This window comes from Streptomyces sp. NPDC012466, assembly GCF_042955215.1.
Lineage (GTDB): Bacteria > Actinomycetota > Actinomycetes > Streptomycetales > Streptomycetaceae > Streptomyces.
Genome location: NZ_JBIBEQ010000017.1, coordinates 1 through 16,486 on the forward strand (window position 1 = coordinate 1; position 16,486 = coordinate 16,486).

Sequence of the window (16,486 nt, forward strand, 5' to 3'; positions counted from 1 at the left end):
CCCCGCGGAGCGGGTACCGTATCGCTGCGCGATACGCAAGCGAACACCCGCGCTGCGCGCAGGTGTTGTGCTCCCGCTCCGCGGGAGCGCTCGCGGGACGCTCCGCGTCCCGCTCATCCCGGTTGCTGCGCAACCGGGATGACACTCCGTCCGCTGCGCTCCCGGAGCCACGAGGGCTGCGCCCCCGCAAGGGTCTTCCGCTGCGCTCCAGACCCCGCCCCCCGCAACCACGAGCCAAACTGACCATCAGGACCGGATGACCAGTCAAAGTCACACCACTCCCCGCCACTTCGCTCACCCGTGCCCTCGCTGTTCAAAATCGTGTCGCACTGCCGCACCCTTGATCTTCAACCAGCCCACCCTCATCAGGAAAGTCCAGAACCACCCCACAACGGCTACACAACTTCCCATCCTCAGCCGGCGTGCCACACGCCCTGCAAATCCGGTGGCCCTTCACGTCCTCACTCCCCTGCCTCATGACCCTCCGATGAGCAGCTTGAAAGGGATGGTGGATTAGAAGCGGAGTACCCATGACACCAAAGCCGGTTCACGAAACCGTATGCCTCATTCTTATCCACCGATAAGGTCTGGAACGCGACCTCGCTGGGGGATTCTCACACCTGCCTTCTGGGGCGAGGTCCGCAGGCCCCGGACGGCCCGGTGGCCTCATGGGCGACGGCACCATAGGTTGATCACTCGCCCTGCTCTGTATTTCAGCTGTTCAGGGTGGCTTGGGAGAAAAGTTGAAGAAAGTTGTCGTCGGATGTCGAGGACCTGCTTCCTGCTCCGACTGAAGGGTGACAGCGCGCCAACGGGGTGCGCGAGATGGGGAGGACACCCGAGATGAAGTACGTTGCGATGATCTACGGCAGCCAGGCCAAGTGGGACTCTTTCCCGGCCGAGGCGTGGCCGGAGGCGATCGCCAAGCAGGAGGCGTTCAACACGAAGTACCGCGAAAGCGGCGAGTTGGTGGGTGCCTACGGCCTCGCGGATGCCGCTGCCGCCCAGCTGGTGCGCCGCAAGGACGGGGCCCCCGCCATCACCGACGGGCCTTACCTGGAGACCAAGGAGTACATCGCCAGTTTCTACCTCCTGGATTGCGAAAGCCTTGAGCGGGCGCAGCAGATCGCCGCGGACATGCCGTTCGCCGATGTGGAGCCGGTGGAGTTGTGGCCTGTGCTGCACGAGTCCGCGGCGGACATGTGAGCACCGCGCACCACGGCGTCGAGGACCTGCTGCGCGAACTGGCGCCGCAGGTCCTCGGCACGCTCGTCCGCCGGTACGGCGCCTTCGACGCGTGTGAGGACGCCGTTCAGGAGGCGCTGCTGGCCGCCGCCCTGCAGTGGCCCGAGGCGGGCGTACCGGACAGCCCGCGGAGCTGGCTGGTGACCGTCGCTTCCCGCAGACTGGTCGACCAGGTGCGCAGCGAGGCGGCACGTCGCCGCCGTGAGGACGCCCTTGCACTGGCCACTCCGCAATCCGCACTGCTGGCCTGTGCCGCTGACGACGTGCCGGCATCGGACCGGGACGACTCCCTGGCCCTGCTTTTTCTGTGCTGCCATCCTTCGCTGTCCGCGCCGAGCCAGATCTCGCTTACTTTGCGTGCGGTCGGCGGCTTGAGTACCGCGCAGATCGCCGCGGCCTTCCTGGTGCCTGAGGCGACGATGGCCCAGCGCATCAGCCGGGCCAAGCAGGCCATCAAGACGGCCGGCACCACTCTGTCCCTGCCGGAGGGCTCCGAGGGTGCCGAGCGGCTGGCGGCGGTCCGGCACGTGCTCTACCTGATCTTCAACGAGGGCTACACCACCACCAGCGGCAGCGACTTGACCGCGCCGGGACTGTCCGCCGAGGCCATCCGGCTCACCCGGCTGCTGCACCGTCTCGTGCCCGAGGACACCGAGACCGCGGGGTTGCTCGCGCTGATGCTGCTGACCGACGCGCGCCGCCTGGCACGTACCGGACCCCACGGCGAGATGGTGCCCTTGGCGGAACAGGACCGGGGCCGGTGGGACCGTGGGCTCATCGCGGAAGGTGTGGACCTGATCAGCCGCACCCTGCCCCGCGGGCAGGTCGGCCCTTACCAGCTCCAAGCGGCCATAGCCGCGGTGCATGACGAGGCCGAGCACACCGACGCCACCGACTGGCCGCAGATCCTCGCCCTGTACGACCTCCTGGAACAGTTTGGGTCGAACCCGATGGTCAGCCTCAACCGCGCCATCGCGGTCGCCATGGTCCGAGGACCGAATGCCGGCCTGGACCTGCTGGCGAAGCTGGAGAGCGACAAGCGCCTGACGCACCACCACCGGCTGCTCGCCGCCCGTGCCCACCTGCTGGAGATGCTCGGCCGACACCAACTCGCCGCGCACGCCTACCGGGAGGCTGCCGCCCGCACCACCAGCGCCCCCGAGCGCCGCCATCTCACTCACCGCGCCCACCGCCTGGGAAAGCCGACATGACCTGGACCGAGCGCACGCAGTGCCCAGGGCGCGCATCTCCTGCCGCAATGGGGCGGATCAGGTCCCCGGTCGTCCTGCTCGCGGCACAGACGTGCCCCGTCCCTCGTAGGACGGGGCACGTCTGTGCACAGAGGCTCTGACCGGTCAGCCGGCCCGTTCGGCGGTGTGCTCGGCGAAGGACCGTGCCAGTGCGCTGAGCCGCTCGGGGTTTCGGTCGAGTGCCTTGCGGTTCAAGAGTTCGACGAGTGTGAAGAAGGCGTCGTCGTTTTCCATCCTCACGTCCAGCAGCATCGCGAGTTCACCGGGCCTGTCGAACGGCACGCGGCGGGAGGCCTGTTCCTCGCTCCCCTTGCTGCTCTTTGGTGAACGGGAGTCAGCGCGAGGTTCCGGGATCGCCTCCGCTGCCGGTGAGTCCTTCGACGGTTCCAGGTCGTTGGCCGAGGTCTCCCCCAGGCTGTCGGCTGCCGATGGCCCTTCCGTCGAGCCGGTGATTACGCCGTAATCACCGGCCGGTTGGTCCGTCGTCCCGCCCTTACCCGCATCGGCTGGCCTCTGCGGCGCGCCGCGCTTCGATGAGCGTGACTCCTCTTCCTTGGCCACGCGCTCCGCTTTGAGCTCTTCCAGAGCGGCCGCCTGCTGTTCAACCGGCTTGCCACCGACTGCGCGCAGCAGATCGATGGGCTCCTCACCGATACGGGCCTGGAGTTCCGGAGTCAGCTTCAGTAGGGCCAGGCGCTGGGAGATCCAGCCCTGGGAGCGGTGGAGGCGTTTGGCGAGGGCGCGCTGACTGCCGTGAATGTCCAACAGGCGCTGGAGTGCGCGGGCTTCGTCGAGTTCTTCGAGGTCCTGGCGGTGGATGTTGGCAACGAGAGCGGATTCGAGCAGTTCTTCGGGGGTGGTCCCCTGATCGTCGCTGACCATGACCTTGACCGTGGCCAGGCCGGCCTCCCGGGCAGCAGCGAGGCGGCTGCTGCCGTCGATCACGACATAGGTGGTGTCGGGCTCGAGGTCGGACTCCCGTTCCGGGTTGATCTTGACGTAGGCGTCGCGGTTCATGACCGTGATGGCCTGCTTCTGGCCATGGGTCTTGAGGCTGCCCGCGAGGTCGGTGAGGTCCCCGAGCGTGGAGCGGGGGTTGTCGGGGTTGGGGCTGATCCGATGGACGGGGAGCTCTGTGGGCGGGGCGATGCCCTCAGTGGGGACTCCGGTGGCGGCCGCGACGGCTTGGCGGCGGGCGCTGACCGTACGCGCCGTCCCGCCGAATCGGCCGGAGCCCAACTGGTCGGCCTTGCTCACGAGACCTCCCTTGCCAAGGCGCGCATGCCGACGGCCTGCTGCGACTTGGGCGCGTAGGACAGTAGGGGCTTCTTCACGCGGACTGCTTCCTTCTGCTCCTTGAGGTCGCCGATGAGTCCGACGACTCGCGGATCCTTTATGTCCACCCATCCCTGCAGCGAGGAGGTCGCGATGTATCCGCGGCGGGAGTCGTAGAGGTTGACGACGATGCCGAGATAGTCGATGTCGACTTGGAGGTCGCCGCGCAGGTCGTCGATCTGGGTGGTGAGCAGCTCGTAGGCGTCGGCGGAGCTGTCTTCGGCTTGCACGACGATGAGGGCGCCGGACTGGCCGGGCTTCTCACCGTCGCGTCGGCGGCCGTAGTAGGCGGCGGCGTCCATGCTCAGGCCGAGGCTGGGCGGGCAGTCGACGATGATTACGTCGTAATCAGCCTCCAGCGGGGCAAGGGCCCGCTCGAGCGCGGCTTCTCGGGCGCGTACGGCGGACAGGCGTACGTCGAGCAGGAACGCGTCGTTGCAGGCGGGCAGGAGGTGAAGGCGGCCGCCGAAACTGTCCTCGTCGACGGAGACGATGAGGTCACGCAGGTCGCCCTTGGGGTCGCCCGCCATGTGGTTGGTCAGGCTGTCGCCGTTCAACGGCAGAGGGGTGCCACCGAGTTGGTTGGTGAGGTGGCACTGCGGATCGAAGTCAACGAGGAGAACGCGCAGCCCCAGGCCGGGCAGGTTCTCGATGTCGAGCGGGTCGGATACCGCCTCGGCGTCGTCGTTGTGCGTCTCGCTGGCGCGCAGGGCCTTGGTGAGGGCTTTGGCGACGCGTACGGGATGGAGGGTGTTGGGGTCTTCGGCCAGGGCCTCGCCGAGTCCGGCGGTGACGGCGGTCTTGCCGACTCCCCCCTTTTGGTTGCAGACGATGATGCGTCGGGTGATCGCGGGGCGCTCGATCTCCGGGGCGGGGTTGGCGTCGAGCCACAACTGGACCGACTGGGCGAGGCCCTGGATGAGGGAGACGCGTCGGTCGGCGGCGATCCGACGGAACTCCTCCCACTGGCCGGGGGGGAGGAAGGTGGAGAAGGAGTCGGCGCCGGCGGTGTCGATCGAGGCAGGGGTGGAGGCGAGGCTGCACCAGTCGGTGATGCCCTGCTCAACGGCGGCCTGGATCTCGATGCCGTACTGGGCGGCTCTGATCTTGAGGTTCTGCCGGAGCCATCCCGGCAGTTTGGAGACGACCTTCTCGCGGTCGCTGGAAGTGGCTGGCGAACTCATGGAGGACACCATACTAACGCGCATGATCAAGTGCAGCATTGACACGTTAGTTAGACCAAGTTGATGAGGTGGAGGACTCCAACGGTGATTACGCCGTAATCACTCAGCGGCATCCAGGCGCCCGGGCGGGGCGTCCGTTGCGCGGCGAGCGCCGAGCAGGATGCAGCGGGGCGGGCCCGTGTCCGGGCCGGGAGCAAGTGACACCCACATCGCCGCCGCCAGGTGCGGTGATTACGGCGTAATCACCGCACCTGGCGGCGGACAGCCCGGGATTTGGTCCCGATGGCAAGCCAGGTCGTCCTATGGGTCCTGATCAGCGCGGGGTCTCTGACGCCGAAGCGGTGCAGGCCTCAGGGGACCGCGAAGCCTGCTACATCCAGTACCGCCGCGACGTGGGGGAGTGGTACGGAAGTCGGCGTCCATACGCCCAGGATCGCGCCCGACGCGTCGACGGACGCCTCGTCATCCCCATGAGCCTGGCCAGCAGTGGGTGCCGCCGCAGGAAAGACCGACAGGGCGTGATCCTGCGGAACGTCTTCGGCCAGTGCGGCTTCGTGCGGCGACGCCCATGCCTCAGATCAGGCAGGTGCCAGGCAAGATCAGCTTCCGCGTTCACCACGACGAGCTCGAGCCATCACCGGGGGAGGTCCACGACGGGAACCGGTCCAGACTCGCGGTCGATATGTACGGCTTACGTACGCGAACCGTACGGTTTGCTGCGATAGGGTGATCGCTAGGAGGTGTTTCATGTCCGAGTTGTTCGACGCGGTCGATGCGCTGGTCGCCTCCCGCGCTGCGCTGCCGTCGGTGGAGGAGCGCAAGCGTCTGCGTCAGGCTCACGGTCTGACGCTCGACGAGGTGGCTGCCGCGCTGAAGGTGCGTCGGGCGACGGTTTCCGGCTGGGAGTCGGTCAAGAAGCCGGTCGAGCCGCGTGGGCCGGAGCGGGAAGCGTATGCGCGGCTGCTGAACAAGCTCGCGGAGCTCTACCCCACGCCCGCCGCGGCACCGGCGACGGCCGGCGGCCGGCTCGGCCCGGCGGAGCAGTCTCAAGCCCCGGGTCCGGCTGTGGACGCCGCGCCCACGACGGAACGGGAGATCACTCAGACCGTCCCCGCCCCCGTCCCCCAGCCCGCCTCTCCCGCCGAAGAGGCCGCCCGGCGCCCGGCGCGCGCCGTCAGTGGCGCGTCGACGTCACGCCGCCCTGCCGTTCGGAGCGCCACCCCGGCCAACGCTCTGGCGGGCGGCACCGACGCGCGTTTCGAGAACGGGCCGCTCGCGGTGGTCGACGTCGACGCCGACGGCCAGGTCCTCGCCTACTGCACGGGCGGCCTGGTCCTGGACGTGCCCGCCAAGAGCATCGCCGCCTTGGTGGACTGGACACTGACGGAGGCGAAGCTGGGGCAGCCGAGGTTGTCCGGCCCGGGCAAGGACGCCGACCCGCTGCTCGTGCTCACCGAGGCCGCCCTGGAGCGCTACGGGCTGCCGGTCACCCTGACGGATGAGGAGCGACGCGCCGGGCGGATCCCGGAGAACCACAAGGTCATCAAGCAACTGGCGCGCGCCGACTGGAAGCTCACGAAGCGAGGGTTCGGGCCGTGGGCGCGGATCTACCGCCCGGCCACCGGGTCGGAGCGGGCGTGCGTACAACTGTGCATCCCCTCCTGGCACGCGCTGGACACACGTCACTGGGGCAACGCCGCTGAGCTTCCGCCGGCGGAGCTCGCCCGGGTGCTGGGCGTGTACGCGTCGCGGGTGATGACGCCGCGCGGCTCCACCGCCGTCACCGGCCTGGAGCTGATGACCGCGCTGCACCCGCCGACCCGCGCCTCCGAACCCGACGAGACGGGCAAGCGGCACTCCGAGCACAACCCCGGCTCCCTGGGCAAGGAGCCGGTCGACTGCGCCCCGTGCGAGGCCCCGGACGGACACCCGCTCCTGGCGGACCTGCCGCGCTTCCACGTCCGAGGCCCGGCGGAGAAACTGTTCGAGGAAGCCTGTGACTGGGCTCGGCCGATGACCGACGCCGAATGCACCCTGCGGCACCTGGTCGGCATCGACGTGAACATGGCCTTCGCCGCCGGAGCCAACGGTCTGGTCGTCGGGCTCGGCGCTCCGACTCACGTCAAGCAGCCGATGTTCGACCCGAAGCTGCCCGGCTCATGGCTGGTCGACCTGTCCCACGTGGATCTGTCCCGGGTGAAGATCGGCAAGGACAAGTGGGCCGAGCTGGACGCCGGCTTGCTGCCCAGTCCGTTCACGCCGAAGGGCGAGCGTCCCGAGGGTCCGGCCTGGTACGCGACTCCGACCGTGGCGTACGCGGTGGAGCTGGGTTACGAGGTACGGCCGATCGAGGCGTGGGTGCGTTACGAGAGCGGCCGCTACCTGGACGGCTGGTACCAGCGGCTACGCGACGCCTACTTGGCCACCATGGCCGATCTCGGTGTGCATGCGGACATGGAGCCGGCGGACTTCCTGGCGGCGATGAACGGCTACGGGGAGCACGATCCCGAGTTGGCGATCGTCGTCTCAGCGATCAAGGCGACGGTCAAGGGCGGCCTGGGCAAGTTGCGCGAACGTCCACGCGGTGAGGGCTGGCGGCCGGGCCAGCCGTGGCGGGCGCTGTCGCGCCCGACGTGGCGGCCGGACATCCGGGCAGCGGTCATCTCCCGTACCCGCGTGAACCTGCACCGGAAGATCATCAAGCACGCGGCCTTCACCGGCCAGTACCCCGTGGCAGTCCTGTCCGACTGCGTCGTGTACGCGGCCGGAGGCACCAGCCCGCTGGACTTCCTGCCCTACCGGGACGGCAAGCCGCTGCCCGGCGGCTTCAAGGTCGGCATCAACCCGGGCCTGGTCAAGCACGAGGGCACCCAGACCGTCCTGTGGGGCGAAGAGGTCCGTGAGCGGTTCAACGCTCCGGAGCTCAACCTCGCCCGGTACATCAAGGACGGCACCGTCACCGACGTCGACAACGGAGAGTAGGAGAGGGCGACGATGAGTCTGTTCGGTGACGGCCTGGAAGCCGCGGTACAGAAGGCATTCACCCGCCCGGCGCCCAAGACCGCGCCCGCGCAGATGCGGTACCTGGTCAAGCAACTCAAGAGCACCAGGGCGGTCGCCCAGATGCTGCGCATCTCCCAGCGCACCGTCGAGCGGTACGTGAAAAACCAGATCAAGAAGCCGCGACCGGATCTCGCCGCGCGCCTGGAGCGCGAGGTGAACAGGCGGTGGCAGCCGCAGATCCGGGCCAAGGCCCGGCAGAGGGCGGCGACGACCGGCGGCATCGTCATCGACACCCGTGCCCGCATCGGTTACACGGCGCCGGTGGGCACGACCGACGACGCCCGGATCCGGCACCTGACCGTGGCGTTGCCGCCGCACTACGCCGCCCGTCTCTTCGACGCACAGCAGGCCGGCGCCGGCGACCAGCAGTTGCAGCAGATCGCCGCTGAAGGGCTCAAGGAGATGTACTTCCAGGACGGCGGCCGCCGCGCCGGCTCTCTGGAGGAGGTCCGCTTCACCGACATCGAGCACATCGAGTTCGACCTCTAGCAGCCCTGGTCCGGACAGCCTGTGAGCCCGGACCGATAACCCGGCCTCACTCGACTGCCATCCCACTGCGTCCCCTCCAGCCCGCACCGCCTTCTACGGTGTCGCCCTCGTCACGGTGTACATGGATGCTGCGGGCGAGTTCTCGTACTGGAGCGAGTCTGGCGCAGAAGTCTCCTGCTGGTACAGCAAGGTGCTCGCGTGCGGGTCACCACCGGGCCGCAGCTGCCACAGCCCGTCATGAGACTGCGGGCCGACAACGAGTCCAGGGATGTGGCTGAGCAGCGTGGTACCAGGGGCCTTCGCCGGCCCCTGGACCCCGCTGCCCCGCCACATCCCGGCGCGAATCGGTTTCGTCGTGGCGCAGGCCGTACGCGCCGGGAAGTGGCGGGTACGGGTGGGCAGACGTTCCGTGGGACGAGCACCTTCAGTGGGGGTAGTCCTGCCTGTGACTGCGGACCGGAACGGGGCTCGGCCGTGGGGTGAGGTCGGTTCGTTCCCCGGGAGTGCCATTCGAGGGTGGTGACGACCTGAGCACGCCGTCCGGCCGTGCGGAAGTGCAGGGGTTGCGTGGGCCGTGGGGTGAACGGCGCGGCTCCTGTTGAGGTAAGAGAGCGCGCTCGCCAATCAGCCTCTGACCTGCGCATATACCTCGAACAACCAAGACCGCAGGAACTGGCAGGCAGTTCCTGCGACAGCAGAGGGCGACCGCAGGAACTGAGTGAACAGTTCCTGCGGTCGTGTCACCCAGTTCTGTGAGCCGCACACCACGATCTGAGGGACCGTGACCACGATCCTGAGGTCTGGCACCACGGCTGGAGGATCGTGGTACCCAGATCCTCCAGCCGTGGCAGATTGACGTGACGTACATGAGTGGGCGGCGTCGCGGTCGCATCCGGCAGGCACGAACCCTGAGCGATTCAGCAGGCGACACGGGTCGGCAGGCGGGGTTGATTGACTTCCTGCTCATGTACGTTAAGTTCATCTGGTCGGCCTCGAAGCCGCCTCTCATGAACCGTCAGACAACCCCCGTTCACGGAGGGCCCCGTTGGGAGCAGTACGCAGGCTGGTTGATGCCGAGACGGGCGAGGCGGTGCCCTATGCGCCGTATGCCTTCTCCGGCAGGCACACTCAGGTCGACAAGGCGCGCGTCGAGGCGATCACCGAATCCAAGGCGTTCACGCCCAGTCAGAAGTTCCTCGTCCTGTGGTGGATCGGAGTCTCGCCCGAGGGCATGGAACCGTTGAGGGCCACGGGGGCCGACATCGCCAAGCGGGTGGGGATGTCCACCGACGCTGTCGGGAAAATCAACAGGAAGTTGGCCAAGCACCGCATCCTGATCGTCCGCGGACGCATCGGCAACTACAACTTCTACCGGATCAGCCCGTACATCGCCTTTCACGGAACGGGACTCGAGCAGCGTGAAGCGGTGAAGACGTGCAACCCGCCGGACATCCCCGGATTCGACGAGAACGTGCCTGCACGGTGGGAGGCTCAGTGATCAGTAGCGACGACAAGCAGAAGAACCTTCAGCTGCTTGAGAAGACGGCAGGCATGACCGCCAACCAGCGTCTTGTCGTCATGCTCTACGCCCTGCATCCGACCGACCGGTCCGGAGCCGTACTCGAGACCGCGGCCAACCTGGCCAAACTCGTCGGAATGGCCGCGCCCGTCTTCTCCCGGACGCGCAAGCAGGTCATCGAGGCCGGCTGGCTCGAGGAGACCGAGAGGCTCGGCCACATCAGGTACTACCGGCTCGCCCCCAAGCGCATGGGGGAGAACGTCGTCGTCCACCTCCGCCGCGCAACCTGACGTCCCACAGACCGCTCCTCATTGACGTGGAGTACATGAGGAGCGGTCTGCAGGACCGTTGCCCTTGCCCTTCGGGCAAGGGCAACGGTCCTGCTTGGCCGAACGAGGGTGGTCGCGGGGGATGCGTCCGCGGCTCCGGTCTCGCTCGAGAGTCGCTTGAGTCGCTGGCCAGCCGCGCCTCAGGCCCGGCCGGGGGGATCCGGTCGAGAGCCGTCCGAGTCGCCGGCCGACGATCCGGACAGGGGGGGTGCCTCACCGTGCCGCCTGCGGCAGCGACTGAAGAACAGCGACGGGACGCACGGCCAGTCGCTGCTGACCGTCGCGGAGAATCCCAGGTCAGAGTGGGTTCCAAGACCGGGCAGCGACTGAAGCGACCCAAGGGGCCGATATATGGGGGAGTGGGTGGTGCCCTGTGTGCGCGCGTGGGAGTCATATATAGGGGCTTGAGTCGCTTCAGTCGCTGCCTCGTCTTGCTTGAGGCCTATGACCTGCGGTTTTGCTCAGCAGTGAAGAAGTCATCCGGACAACTCCAGTCGCTGCACCGCTCTCTGAGTCGCTCGCCATCCCGATAACGCGTTGTGTTTCAGTTTCCTCAGGTGTTTCCTTCTGCCATCCCCGTTTCGCTAGTCTGTTCCAGTCGTTCAGTCGCTTGAGTCGCTCATGGGGGATGCGCATGGCTTCTGAGCTGCCCTTTTTACGTAGCGACTCACGGGGATCGGGTGTCGAGCGGACGGGCAACTCTCGTTCACTGGCGATCGCCCGATGGTGCGCCAGTCGGGGGTGGCCGGTTCATCCCCTTGCTCCCGGCCGTAAGACGCCGGCGGGCAACTGTGCCTCCTGTCGGGAATCCGGCCACACCCACGCAGGCTGCGGCTGTCCCGCCGCGGGCCGCTGGTGCCATGGATTTCGTGCCGCCACGCTGGACGTGACCAGGATCGAGCAGTGGTGGGGTGCAAACCCGGGACTGGGCGTGGGAGTCGCCTGCGGCCCCGCGGGGCTGGTGATCATCGATATCGATGCCCACGAGAGGTGCCTGCCTGAGCGGGACCGTTTGCTGCCCGGCATCGGCATCCCGGACGACGTCGACCTGACCGGACTCGCCAACGGGTTCCACACCATAGGTCTGCTGGCCGCACTGCGGGGCGTCACCAGCCCCGCCGACGACGACACGACGCTGCGCGTCCGCACACCGTCCGGTGGTCTCCACGTCTGGTACCGGGCCCATCTCGGGCATCAGTGGCAGTGTTCCACCGGGTCGGGCGGCGGCCGCGCGCTGGCCTGGCAGGCCGACGTACGAGCATGCGGTGGGTACATCGTCGCCCCCGGCACTTCGACCGAGGCGGGAACGTACGAGCCCGTCGGTGCCGTACGTGAGCCCGCGCCCCTGCCCGGCTGGCTCGCCCGCGAGTTGGAGCGCACCGGCCACTTGCCGCCCGCGCGCGTGCCGGCACCCCGGACGGTGCCGCCCCGCGCCCGGCAGGCAGTCATCGCGGCGGGAGGCGGCCGTGGAGCCGCGGCCCGGGCTCTGGCCGTGCTGCTCACCGAAGTGGCCGACTGCGCCGCCGTACCCGAAGGGGCGGCGTTCTCCGAGAAGTTGAACCGCGCTGCTTACACCGCCGGAGGCCTCGTGGCCGCAGGGCACCTGTCGGCGGACGAGGCGGAACGAGCCCTGGCAGAGGCGGCCGAATGCGCCCGCCCCGGCCAGGAGCGGCGCTACAGAGCCATCATCCGCAGTGGCCTGGGCGCCGGCCGGCTCCGTCCACTGTCGCTGGGAGGCCGAAGATGACCTCCGGACCTGACAGCACCCTCTTCGACGCCCAAGCGGTCGCCATGCAGATCCTCGCTCAGCCCGCCCTGGCCCCCCGGCAAGGCGTCGAGAGCGTCCCCACCGCCGTCGCGGGCGGCGGCGAGGCGACCGCCGACGGACTGCTGCCCGACACGCTCAGCGACCGCGGCAACGCCAAACTGTTCGTCAAGCTGTACTCGCACGACTACCGTCATGTGCCCGGCCTCGGCTGGTTCCGCTGGGACCGTACCCGCTGGCAGGCCGACGAGGACGACACTGTCATGTGGGCCGCCGGGGACCTGGCGGAGTCCCTCGCGAGCAGTGACCCGCGCGGGGTGTTCACGCCCGCCGCGCTGCAGCAGCACCGTCGCCGCGCACTCAGCACCAGCGGCATGAACGCGATGCTGACGCAGGCCAGGTCCGCTCCGGGCATGGTGCTCAACGCGTCCATGCTCGACGCGGATCCGTACGCGCTGTGCACCCCGGCCGGCATCGTCGACCTGCGCACCGGACTGATCCGCACTCCGGACCCGGACAAGGACTTCCACTCCCGCTCCACCACCGCGGCCCCGCAGCCGATGCCCACCCCGCGCTGGGACCGGTTCCTCGCCGATACCTTCGGTGGCGGACACGAGGGCGCGGAGATGATCGACTTCCTGCATCTGCTGCTGGGCTACTCCATCACCGGGGACGTCGGCGGGCAGGTCATGCCGTTCCTGTTCGGCTCCGGCAAGAACGGCAAGTCGGTGCTGCTGGACGTACTGATGAAGCTGCTGGGGGACTACGCCGACGCCGCGCCGCCGGGGTTCTTGATGGCCCGGCCCTACGAGGGGCATCCGACCGATCTGGCCGAACTGCACGGCCGGCGCGTGATCGTGTGCAGCGAGGTGAAGCCGGGGGACCGTTTCGACGAGGCACGGGTGAAGCTGCTGACGGGCGGCGACCGGATCAAGGCCCGGCGTATGCGGCAGGACTTCTTCAGCTTCGAGCCGACACACAAGCTGTGGCTGCTGGGCAACCATCGGCCGGAGGTCGGGACCGGCGGTTTCGCGTTCTGGCGGCGTATGCGGCTGATCCCGTTCGAGCGGGTGGTGCCCGACGACCGCAAGATCGACAACCTGGCCGACATCCTCGTCACCGAGGAGGGCCCCGGGATCCTCAACTGGCTGATCCTGGGCGCGCGTCGCTATCTGAGCGGCGAGCGGGACCTCACCGGGCCGGAACGGGTGCGGATCGCCACCACGGCGTACGCCGAGACGGAAGACCACACCGGACGGTTCCTCGCCGAGTCGTGCCGGCTGGAGGGAGACCTGCGGGCGGAACAAGCCCGGCTCTACGCGGCCTACAAGGCGTGGTGCCAGAATGAGGGCGCCCCGGCCATCTCGTCACGCGCCTTCGCAGCCCGGGTCCGCGAAGTGGTGGGACTGGCGTCGCCCAAGGAGATGATCCTGTCCAACCAGCGCAAGTACTACCCGGGTATCGGACTGGTTGCCGACGAGGAGACAGAATGAGCGCTCTCATCGCCGAGCACGAGCTCGTTCACGAGACCGACTTCGTCTGGCTCGAGGACATCGCGCGGCTCGACTACGTCCGCCAGAGCCTGGACCGGCTGCCCACCCGGCGCGGCAGGCCGGCGTACCACCGCGACGGGCGCATGGTCGGGTACGCGCTGCTGGGGCCCGGCGCCAAGCCGTCGCGTTCCTCGGGGACGTTCCGGCGCCGGGTCTTCTGGCTGCTGCCGCACGACCGCGACACGGACCCGCAGGGCCTGTACGCGACCGGGGCGCCCGCCGAGGCCGTCGATCCGCGCACGCTGGCACCCGGCGGCAAGGGCTGCAAGACGGAGCGGTCGGAGGGCGGACCGCCGTCGTTGGCGATGCGGGAGCTGGGGATCACGCGGCCGTTGTGAGAGCACTCCGGCCGCCTGTCCCGGGTGGGCCGGGGACTTCGGTGCTCCACGGGCTTACAAAGAACCGGCCGACCGGTATATTTTCCGGGACTCGGTACTCCTGAGCGAGGAGCGAGTTCGATGTCCCATCCCTGGGCGGGGCCCGGGAGTGGCTGCTGCACGTGTTCGGGTTCCGGTCGATGACAGGGGGAGATCCGGAATGACGGATGGCATACAGGCACAGGTGGTGATCGCCGGCGGCGGGCCGGTGGGGATGGTGCTCGCCTGCGAGCTGGCGGGATACGGCCTGGTCACCGTGGTCGTGGAGGCCGGGAGCGCCGTGTCCCGGCGCCCCAAGGCGACCACCCTGCACGCCCGGACGGTCCAGTGCCTGGTCCGGCGCGGGTACCTGGACGGGCTGTCGCACTCGGGGGACGGGGCGGGGCAGGCGACCAGTCCGTTCCACTTCGCGGGAATCCCGGGGCTCGGCATCTCGGCGCCCGCGGCCGAACCGGAGCCGCTCCTCAAGCGGGCGCAGGAGGAACTGGAACACCACTTCGAGGAACGTGCACGGGCCGCCGGGGCGCTGATCCTGCGCGGGCACCGGGTGACCGGGGTACGGCAGGGCCCGGACGGGGTGCGGGTCACGGCCGCCGGCCCGGACGGCCCGGTGACGTGCACGGCCGAATACCTGGTGGGGGCTGACGGTGCCCGCAGCATTGTGCGCGAGCAGGCCGGGTTCGCCTCCCGGACGTATCCGGCGACCGTGTCCGCGCTGGCGGGCGACGTCCTGCTGGAGGAGCCGGGGGCGCTGGAGGAGGGGTGGCGGCGCACCCCGCGCGGGTGGATCGTCGCCAAGCACCTCCCGGGCGGCGGTACCCGCCTGCGGACGCTGAACTGCGCGGGTGCGCACAGCGAGCGTCACCGGCCGCCGACCCTGCAGGAGCTGCGCGCAGAGGTGTCCCGGATCGTCGGGCGGGACGTGCCGATGCGGGCCCCGAAGTGGCTGAGCAGGTTCAGCGACTTCTCGCGGCTGGCCCAGTCCTACCGCGAGGGGCGGATCCTGCTGGCGGGCGACGCGGCGCACGTGCACTTCCCGATCGGCGGGCAGGGCCTGAGCACGGGGTTGCTGGACGTCGTCGACCTCGGCTGGAAGCTGGCGCTCACGGTGCGCGGCCGGGCGGGGGAGGGGCTGCTCGACAGCTACGACCGCGAACGCCGGCCCGCCGCGCAGCGGGTCATCGACAACACGAGGGCCCAGCTCGCCCTGATGCGTCCCGCCCCCGAACTCGACCCGCTGCGTGCCCTGTTCGGTGAGCTGCTGGGCGGGGAGAGGGAGAGCGGCGTCCTGGCGTCCATGGTCAGTGCCCAGGACACGGTGCTGCCCCGCCGGGCTGCGGACGCCTCACCGTGGGAGGGAAGGTTTCTGCACAATGTCGGCCTGACCACCCGGCAGGGGCGGACGGATGTGATCGACCTGCTGGTGCCGGGCCGGCCGCTCCTGCTGCTCCTGGGCGCGGCGGGCGAGGGTGCCTACGCCGAGCAGGCGCGCGGATGGGCCGGGCTGCTGCGCGTGGTGCATGCCGAGCCGGCTCCCGAACTGCCCTGCGAGGCGCTGCTGGTGCGGCCCGACGGCTACATCGCCTGGGCGGCGGGCGGTGGTGCGCTGGATGCCGCCCTCACCGCGTACTTCGGCGCGGGCGGGGGCGCGGCGGATCGCGCGGCGGGGGGAGACGTGCTCGCCCCGGCCCTCAGCTGACGGGTGCCGCCTCGTGCCGGGCGGCGCGGTCCAGCAGCTCGGCGTGGACCCTGGAGCCCCGGTCCTCGGTGATGTCCACGGAGGCCAGGACGGAGGGGATCACCACGCTGGGCAGGATGTGCCGCAGCAGGGAGCTGACCCGGCCGGGCAGGTCCTGGTACTCGCACACCGCCTGGGACATGGCCTGGATGCCCGCGAAGGATCCCACCAGGACGTCGGCGGTCTCGGCGGTCGAGACATGGTCCAGCAACTCGCCCTGGGCCTGGGCCTTCTCCAGCAGTTCGTTGCCGACCTCGCTCCAGCGCACGAAGGGGCCGCTGCGGTCCAGGTCCTGGGCCTGCTGGTCGAGGGTGAGACGGACGCCGGCGCGGACCATGGGGTCGGTCTGGAGGCGGTGGGCGTGCAGCACCACCGTGTCCACGAGCTGCTGGACCTTGGAGGCACGGTCGGGGATGGGCAGGTTCTGGTCCTGCTCGGTCAGTACCCCCTCGGCCAGGTGCTCCTTGGAGGGGAAGTGAAAGTACAGCGCTCCCTTGGTGACCCCGGCCAGGGCGATGATCTCGTTGATCGTCGCCGCCTGGTAGCCGCGGTCCTCGAAGACCTTCGCCGCCGCCGACAGGATGGTCTGCCGCGTCCGGATCGCCCGGTCCTGCTTCGCCACTTCGGCCTCCTTCATTC

General features: G+C 69.1%; 13 protein-coding genes. 10 read left to right on the top strand and 3 right to left on the bottom strand.

What is annotated here, in order from left to right:
- Positions 1 to 843 precede the first annotated feature (843 nt).
- Positions 844 to 1,206, top strand: coding sequence for a YciI family protein (locus ACFY9E_RS38610; protein WP_390993007.1), 363 nt, complete (start codon positions 844 to 846; stop codon positions 1,204 to 1,206).
- Positions 1,203 to 2,456 (top strand): DUF6596 domain-containing protein, encoded by a 1,254-nt coding sequence (locus tag ACFY9E_RS38615; protein WP_390993009.1) that lies wholly within the window; start codon positions 1,203 to 1,205, stop codon positions 2,454 to 2,456. The genes ACFY9E_RS38610 and ACFY9E_RS38615 overlap by 4 nt, the downstream gene beginning before the upstream one ends.
- 144 nt (positions 2,457 to 2,600) lie before the next feature.
- Here ACFY9E_RS38615 and ACFY9E_RS38620 read toward each other — a convergent pair whose 3' ends face one another.
- Both ACFY9E_RS38620 and ACFY9E_RS38625 read right to left on the bottom strand, forming a co-directional pair.
- Positions 2,601 to 3,752 (bottom strand): ParB/RepB/Spo0J family partition protein, encoded by a 1,152-nt coding sequence (locus tag ACFY9E_RS38620; RefSeq protein ID WP_390993012.1) that lies wholly within the window; start codon positions 3,750 to 3,752, stop codon positions 2,601 to 2,603.
- A complete protein-coding gene (locus ACFY9E_RS38625; RefSeq protein WP_390993015.1) occupies positions 3,749 to 5,014 on the bottom strand; it encodes an AAA family ATPase in 1,266 nt (421 codons plus the stop codon). Before ACFY9E_RS38625 ends, ACFY9E_RS38620 begins: the two co-directional genes overlap by 4 nt.
- 747 nt (positions 5,015 to 5,761) lie before the next feature.
- Here ACFY9E_RS38625 and tap point away from each other — a divergent pair.
- The 8 genes from tap (at position 5,762) to ACFY9E_RS38665 (ending at position 15,808) form a co-directional block, all read left to right on the top strand.
- Complete coding sequence (tap, locus tag ACFY9E_RS38630; protein WP_390993018.1) at positions 5,762 to 7,996, top strand: telomere-associated protein Tap; 2,235 nt, start codon at positions 5,762 to 5,764, stop codon at positions 7,994 to 7,996.
- Positions 7,997 to 8,008: 12 nt separating this feature from the next.
- The gene (gene tpg, locus ACFY9E_RS38635; protein WP_390993021.1) at positions 8,009 to 8,566 is read left to right on the top strand and encodes a telomere-protecting terminal protein Tpg; all 558 of its coding nucleotides are present in this window, start codon (positions 8,009 to 8,011) and stop codon (positions 8,564 to 8,566) included.
- 1,045 nt (positions 8,567 to 9,611) lie between these two features.
- On the top strand, positions 9,612 to 10,064 hold the full coding sequence (locus ACFY9E_RS38640) for a MarR family transcriptional regulator (protein WP_390993024.1): 453 nt from the start codon (positions 9,612 to 9,614) through the stop codon (positions 10,062 to 10,064).
- Positions 10,064 to 10,375, top strand: a complete 312-nt coding sequence (locus tag ACFY9E_RS38645) for a replication initiation protein, RepL2 (protein ID WP_361311843.1) — start codon at positions 10,064 to 10,066, stop codon at positions 10,373 to 10,375. The genes ACFY9E_RS38640 and ACFY9E_RS38645 overlap by 1 nt, the downstream gene beginning before the upstream one ends.
- 754 nt (positions 10,376 to 11,129) lie before the next feature.
- Entirely contained in the window at positions 11,130 to 12,161 is a 1,032-nt protein-coding gene (locus ACFY9E_RS38650; protein ID WP_390993201.1) for a bifunctional DNA primase/polymerase, read from the top strand.
- Entirely contained in the window at positions 12,158 to 13,672 is a 1,515-nt protein-coding gene (locus ACFY9E_RS38655) for a phage/plasmid primase, P4 family (protein ID WP_390993027.1), read from the top strand. The genes ACFY9E_RS38650 and ACFY9E_RS38655 overlap by 4 nt, the downstream gene beginning before the upstream one ends.
- Positions 13,669 to 14,070, top strand: coding sequence for a DUF6009 family protein (locus ACFY9E_RS38660; RefSeq protein ID WP_390993030.1), 402 nt, complete (start codon positions 13,669 to 13,671; stop codon positions 14,068 to 14,070). Before ACFY9E_RS38655 ends, ACFY9E_RS38660 begins: the two co-directional genes overlap by 4 nt.
- Positions 14,071 to 14,269: 199 nt before the next feature.
- A complete protein-coding gene (locus ACFY9E_RS38665; RefSeq protein WP_390993033.1) occupies positions 14,270 to 15,808 on the top strand; it encodes an FAD-dependent monooxygenase in 1,539 nt (512 codons plus the stop codon).
- Here ACFY9E_RS38665 and ACFY9E_RS38670 read toward each other — a convergent pair.
- Entirely contained in the window at positions 15,801 to 16,469 is a 669-nt protein-coding gene (locus ACFY9E_RS38670) for a ScbR family autoregulator-binding transcription factor (RefSeq protein ID WP_390993036.1), read from the bottom strand. The two genes, ACFY9E_RS38665 and ACFY9E_RS38670, sit on opposite strands and share 8 nt — an antisense overlap.
- Positions 16,470 to 16,486: the final 17 nt, after the last annotated feature.

What these genes read in the sequence shown, in the direction of transcription:
- ACFY9E_RS38660 (WP_390993030.1), top strand. Translation starts at nt 13,669, where the DNA reads ATGAGCGCTCTCATCGCCGAGCACGAGCTCGTTCACGAGACCGACTTC.
- ACFY9E_RS38655 (WP_390993027.1), top strand. Translation starts at nt 12,158, where the DNA reads ATGACCTCCGGACCTGACAGCACCCTCTTCGACGCCCAAGCGGTCGCC.
- tap (WP_390993018.1), top strand. Translation starts at nt 5,762, where the DNA reads ATGTCCGAGTTGTTCGACGCGGTCGATGCGCTGGTCGCCTCCCGCGCT.
- tpg (WP_390993021.1), top strand. Translation starts at nt 8,009, where the DNA reads ATGAGTCTGTTCGGTGACGGCCTGGAAGCCGCGGTACAGAAGGCATTC.
- ACFY9E_RS38610 (WP_390993007.1), top strand. Translation starts at nt 844, where the DNA reads ATGAAGTACGTTGCGATGATCTACGGCAGCCAGGCCAAGTGGGACTCT.
- ACFY9E_RS38665 (WP_390993033.1), top strand. Translation starts at nt 14,270, where the DNA reads ATGACGGATGGCATACAGGCACAGGTGGTGATCGCCGGCGGCGGGCCG.
- ACFY9E_RS38625 (WP_390993015.1), bottom strand. Translation starts at nt 5,014, where the DNA reads ATGAGTTCGCCAGCCACTTCCAGCGACCGCGAGAAGGTCGTCTCCAAA.